The organism is Streptomyces sp. NRRL WC-3549, assembly GCF_000721935.1.
GTDB lineage: Bacteria > Actinomycetota > Actinomycetes > Streptomycetales > Streptomycetaceae > Streptomyces.
The window spans coordinates 56943-62647 of record NZ_KL585443.1 but is presented as its reverse complement, the minus strand read 5'-3'; the positions used below and the strand labels follow the sequence as shown (position 1 = coordinate 62647).

At 71.4% G+C, this 5705-nt stretch carries 4 protein-coding genes; 2 read left to right on the top strand and 2 right to left on the bottom strand.

Annotated features, from left to right (window positions below; all coding sequences use genetic code 11):
- Positions 1-36: 36 nt before the first annotated feature.
- Both IH13_RS0134135 and IH13_RS0134130 read right to left on the bottom strand, forming a co-directional pair.
- On the bottom strand, positions 37-933 hold the full coding sequence (locus IH13_RS0134135; protein WP_031090695.1) for a TIGR03619 family F420-dependent LLM class oxidoreductase: 897 nt from the start codon (positions 931-933) through the stop codon (positions 37-39).
- A gap of 529 nt (positions 934-1462) precedes the next feature.
- Entirely contained in the window at positions 1463-2131 is a 669-nt protein-coding gene (locus IH13_RS0134130) for a type 1 periplasmic-binding domain-containing protein (protein WP_031090693.1), read from the bottom strand.
- A gap of 238 nt (positions 2132-2369) precedes the next feature.
- Here IH13_RS0134130 and IH13_RS0134125 point away from each other — a divergent pair, with 238 nt between their 5' ends.
- Entirely contained in the window at positions 2370-3554 is a 1185-nt protein-coding gene (locus IH13_RS0134125; protein WP_031090691.1) for a HupE/UreJ family protein, read from the top strand.
- Between the two features lie 138 nt (positions 3555-3692).
- Positions 3693-5660 carry a purple acid phosphatase family protein gene (locus IH13_RS0134120; RefSeq protein ID WP_031090690.1) on the top strand — a complete coding sequence of 656 codons (1968 nt, stop codon included), beginning with the start codon at positions 3693-3695 and terminating at the stop codon, positions 5658-5660.
- The last annotated feature ends 45 nt before the right edge of the window (positions 5661-5705 follow it).

The window sequence follows — 5705 nt, the reverse complement described above, 5'->3', positions numbered from 1 at the left end:
GATGTGTATAAGAGACAGATGCCGGCTCGGCCCGGGTCAGCGGGCCGTGTCGAGTACCTTGCGGACGAGTTCGAGAGCGTGGTCGACGTCCTGCGCGATGTTCATCAGCTCCACGAAGCAGTGATCGACGTCGGTCTCCCGCCCGGCGCCCGAGATCGTCTCCACGACCTCGTCGACGGTCGCTCCCGGGGCCGGGGACACCCGGAGGATCAGGCCGATTTCGGACGGGTCCCGGCCTGCCTCGGAGGCCAGCCGCCGGACTTCCGCCACAGGGGCGTTGACGGCGTCCGCAACGAAGGGTTCCGAGCCCGACCGGGCGACGGGGAGCCAGCCGTCCGCCCTGCGGGCGACGCGCCGCAGCGCGGCCGGAGCGTACCCCGCGAGATGGATGGGCGGACGCGGACGGCGGGCGGGCTTGAGGCCCACGTGGGTGGCCGGGATCCGTGTGTGCGTGCCCTCGAACTCCACCGGATCGGTGGACCACCAGGCCTCCAGGGCGTCCAGGGTCTCGTCCAGCCGGGCGCCGCGCTCCTGCATCGGCACGCCTGCGGCCTGGTACTCCTCAGGGGACCACCCGATGCCGAAGCCGGGCAGCAGGCGCCCTTGGCTGATGAGGTCGATGCTGGTCAGTGAGCGGGCCAGCAGGGCGGGCGCGTAGCACGGGGCCTGCAGGACGTTGGCCCCGATCTCGGCTCGTTCCGTGGCGGCGGCGGCCACGGCCATGACGGCGAACGGGTCGAGGACGGTCCGGAAGACGTCCGGGATCTCGTCGCCGCCCGCGTAGCCGACGGTGGGCTCGACCGGGGCCAGGATCCGGTCGCCGATCCAGAGGCTGTCCGCGCCCAGCGCCTCGGCCTCCTTGGCGAAGCGGCCGATGTCGTGGGCCTGGTGGGCCAGGGCGCCCATCTGGGGAAGGGTGAATCCGATACGCATGCTGCTCTCCAGGGGCTAGGCGGGGGAGTGATCCGTCATGCCGTCAGGCCGGTGAGTGCCGGCCGGTACCAGACTGCCCGCCGGGCCGGGGAGGGGCCGCTGTTTCCCGCCGGGCTCCGCCAGATCGACCCGTATGTTCCTCACCCGCCTCGGAGGGGGCGGCGCCGACCATGCCCACAGGCCGCGGACTCCGTTGTCCAGGCACCCGGCCCACGCGGCGCTGCCCGCGGTGACCGCGCTGCACCGGGCTCGTCGCGGTCAGGTCATGACGCCGGCCACCAGACCATGATGCGCCGGCCGAGAACACCCTGCCGACGGTTTCTGGCCAGTGCCGCGTCAGCCAAGGTTTGTCCGTAAAGGAGCGGCGTCAGGTGCGTGCTCTCGGCGTGCCGGCCGGAAGCCCTCGTACTGCATGTACTCGGGCTTTCGGCCGGTGCGGCGAAGGGGGTACCTCCCTGCTCGAACGAAGCCGAGAGCTCGGGGGCGCGTGCCGGGCGTCGCGACGGGGCGAACCTCGGCTGCTGCGGCGCTAGAACTCGTCCAGCCACACCACGATCCCGGTGTGCCCGCTCAGTACCGCCGCCGCTCCCGCCCGCACGGCGGCCGCGCAACGGGCGCCGGTGAAGGAGGCGGGGTCGTACGTCGAGGACATGCCGAGCCCTTCCCCGCGGAACGACGCCCCCGACCAGTCGACGGCCGTCACGTTCTCCGTGGGCTCGGCGAGTTCCGCCCCCACGACCAGGAACTGCTGCGCGAGATGGCTCGGGGTGACCGTCGCCAGAGGGTCGACGAGGTCGTTGCCCGCGCTGACGACGAGGTCCGGGCGCATGTCCAGCGCCCTGGTGACGGCGGGGAGGAGGTCGGTGGCGTCGGAAGCGGTCACGGTCCGCAGGTCCACGTCCTCCTCGCCGGCCCACTCCTCCACCGCCCCGACCAGAGCCTTCGTCGGGCGGTCGTCGCCCGCGGTGAGCAGGACGACGCGCATGCCCGGCGAGGGGCGGACCCCCGACCACGATCCGGGGCTCGGTGTGACCGTCGATTCCGGTGCCGGGGACGCGTCCGCACCGATGAATCCCGCGCCCAGGACGCCGACGGCGGAAGGGGTGGGGCGCGGTTTCGACCAGTCGTCACCCGAGGCGCAACCGGTGAGCAGGGCGGCGGCCACCACCACGGCGGCGGCCAGGAGCGGGCGGTGCAAGGCGATCGTCCTCCGGGGAAGGCCGCGGCGAATCCGCGGCGCGGTGCCGGCCCCGGACCCGACGGGACGACCGGACGAGACCGGTACGGGGCGGCTGTTCCCTCATCCTGCTCCTTCGCTCCGTGCGATCTCCATCGGGCCGCCCGTCATCGAACGTTTGTTTTCCCACGCTTCGCTGACCGGTCGTCACCGGTTCATCCACGACCAGCACGGTGCACGGGCAACCTCAAGGAGCCCCATGTCACCTCGTGTCCGCCGCCCCCTGCTCGCACTCGCCGCGGCGGTTCTCGTCCTGCTCGGCCCGGTACGGCCGGCCGCCGCCCACGGCTTCTCCTCGACCGCGTACGCGCATCTCACCACCGCCGGCGACGGCTCGCTCCGGACCGAGCTGAAGCTGGAGTACGACCTCCTCGTCGTCTCGGCCGCCGACGCCGGATCCGACGACCCGCTCTTCCGTGCCGGGACCGACGCGTTCGAGGCCGGGGACGCCGACGCCCAGGCAGCGGCCCTCGACGCCCCCGAGCGCTTCTCGGTCACCGCCGACGGCACCGCCTGCGCGCCCGTTCCCGCCGGAGGATTCCGGCCGGGCCGTGAGGAGGGCGTGCCCTACGCGCTGCTGGCCCTCGACTGGACCTGCCCCGAACACGGCACCGGGGGGTACGAGGTCCGCAGCGGCCTCTTCCCCGACTCCGAGGGGTACGTCAAGGACACCAAGACGATCGTCACCTACGCCGTCGAGGGTCACACCGGCAGCGCCGCCCTCGACGCCGGCCACCCGTCCTTCTCGATCAGCCGGTCCTGGACGCAGCGCTTCTGGGAGTTCTTCCGCCTGGGAGCCGAGCACCTGCTCACCGGGACCGACCACATCCTGTTCCTGCTCGCCCTCATCGCCGGGTCCCGGCGCCCGCGTGAAGTCGTCCTCGCCGCCACCGGTTTCACGCTGGCCCACTCCGTGACGTTCCTGCTGGCCGCACTGGGCCTGGTCGACGTCCCGGCGGGACTGGTGGAGCCCGTCATCGCGCTGTCCATCGCCGTGGTCGCGGGCTGGCACCTGTGGCGCGTCCGCGGGCGCGGCACCCACGCCACGGACCTCCGCCCGCAGTACGGGAACCGTTTCGCCCTGGACCGTGCGGGCCGTACCCGGCTCTGCGTCGTGTTCTGCTTCGGCCTCGTCCACGGTCTGGGCTTCGCCGGCGCGCTCGGCATCGAGGCGGCCTGGTCATGGACTCTGCTGTGGTCCCTGCTGGTCTTCAACATCGGCATCGAAGTCGTCCAGCTCGCCGTCATAGCCCTGTTGTTCCCACTGCTGCTGCTCCTCGGGCGCCGCTCACCGAGGACCGCCCGGTGGGTCACCGGGGCCCTGTCGGCGGGGGTGGCCGCCATGGGGCTCGTCTGGTTCGTCCAGCGGGTGGCCGGGGCGTAGGAACCGCAGGCCGGCGGCGATGTTCAGCCTCATCCAAGATCACATTCGCGCGGCGTTCATCTGGTGCCGAGACCGTGGCGTTCTCCCAGGCATGTGCACCACATGCGCACCGTTTGCCCACAGAAGAAACGACACTTCATGAGATCGAGCTCTTTCCGGCAGGCCCGCGGGCCTGCGCGGCACCGCCTGGCCACCGCCGCCTTCCTCGGCCTGGCCGTCGCCTTCGCGGGCGGGCAGACCACGCCCGCCGCCGCGGCCGGGTCCGCCACCGTCTCCGGCATCGTCCTCGGCGTCGGCGCCGACGAGACCCAGCGCACCGTGGCCTGGTACTCCTCCGCCGACACCGCCCAGAAGGTCCAGCTCGCCCCCACCGCGCAGCTCACCGGGGGCGCGTTCCCGGCCGGCTCCGCCACCTTCGACGCCCTGGGCGCCAAGAACATCGCCTCCAGCGGCGGCTACAACCACCGCGCCACCCTGACCGGGCTCAAGGAGAACACCGCCTACTCCTACCGCGTCGGTACGGAGGGCAACTGGTCCCCCGCCTACTCCTTCACGACACAGGACTTCGAGGGCGAGTACGACTTCCTCTTCCTCGGCGACCCGCAGATCGGCTCCTCCGGCGACCTGGCGCAGGACCAGGCGGGCTGGCAGGACACCCTGGACGTGGCCACCAAGGCCAACCCCGCGGCCGAGATCCTGGTCTCCGGCGGCGACCAGGTCGAAAGCGCCAACAACGAGTCCCAGTGGAACTCCTTCCTGGCGCCCGACCAACTGCGCCAGTACCCGTGGGCCGCCACCATCGGCAACCACGACGTCGGCGGCAAGGCGTACGAGCAGCACTTCTCGACGCCGAACACGGACCGCTCGGGCTCGCTGTACGCCAACGGCGACCCGGCGTCCAACACCTCCGGCGGCAACTACTGGTACATCTACAAGGATGTGCTGTTCATCGACCTCAACAGCAACAGCTACGCCACCTCCCAGGGCGGCGGGGGCGACGAGGCGCACACCGAGTACGTCACGGACGTCATCAACCAGCACGGTTCCGAGGCCAAGTGGAAGGTGCTCGTCTACCACCACTCGATCTACTCGCCGGCCTCGCACGCCAAGGACAAGGACAACAAGGCCCGCCGGGTCGACTTCCCCACGACCTTCTCCCAGCTGGGCGTCGACCTGGTCCTCCAGGGCCATGACCACAGCTACTCCCGCAGCTACCTCATCAAGAACGGCGAGAAGGCCGACCCGAAGGAGCAGCCCGGCGCGGCCGACGTCTACCCCGGCCCCGGCGGCGTCCTCTACGTCACCGCCAACTCCGCCTCGGGGTCGAAGTACTACGACATCACCGCGCCCGACTCCAGCGGCACCAGCGGCGCGGGCAACGGTGCCGACCCGCTGAACCCGGACGGCTACTGGTACAACTCGGTCCAGAACCAGGAGCACGTCCGCAGCTACGTCAAGGTCCAGGTGCGCGACGAGAAGCTCGTCGTGGAGAACATCCGCAGCGGCAGCTGCGACGCCCCCAACTCCCAGGTCTCCAAGGGCGACTGGTGCAAGAACACCACCGCGGACCAGCCGGTCGGCTCGGTCGTCGACAAGGTGAGCGTCCACCCGTACAACGGTGACGGCCAGTCCCTCCAGGTCAACGTGCCCAAGGCTGCTCCGGGCGAGTTCGGCTGGACCATCGACGGCTACAACGGCCTGGTGGACCTCGGCACCGCCAAGGAGGAGAACGGCGACCACTTCACCGCCTCCGGCAAGATCAACCCCATCCTCGTGTCGGACACCCGCCGCTCGCTCTCCCCGTGGGCGGTGTCGGCCGACGTGAGCGCCTTCAAGGACGCTGGCAAGACGTTCGCGGGCTCCTACCTCGGCTGGACGCCGTACGTCCTCGACCAGGGCGCCGGCGCCAAGGCCGGCGTGCGGGTCCCCTCCGGCTACGACGGCAAGGGCGAGGGCCTGGCCGTCTCCCGCGGCCTCGGTTCCGCCCCCCAGGGGCACGCCCGCGGCACGGCCAAGCTGGGCGCCGACCTGGACCTGAAGATCCCGGACTCCGTCCAGAAGGGCGGCTACCGCGCGACCCTCACGATCACCGCGCTGAGCAGCTGACCGTCCCCGCTCCACCGGCGTGGCAGGCTCCGGTCCGCCGGAGCC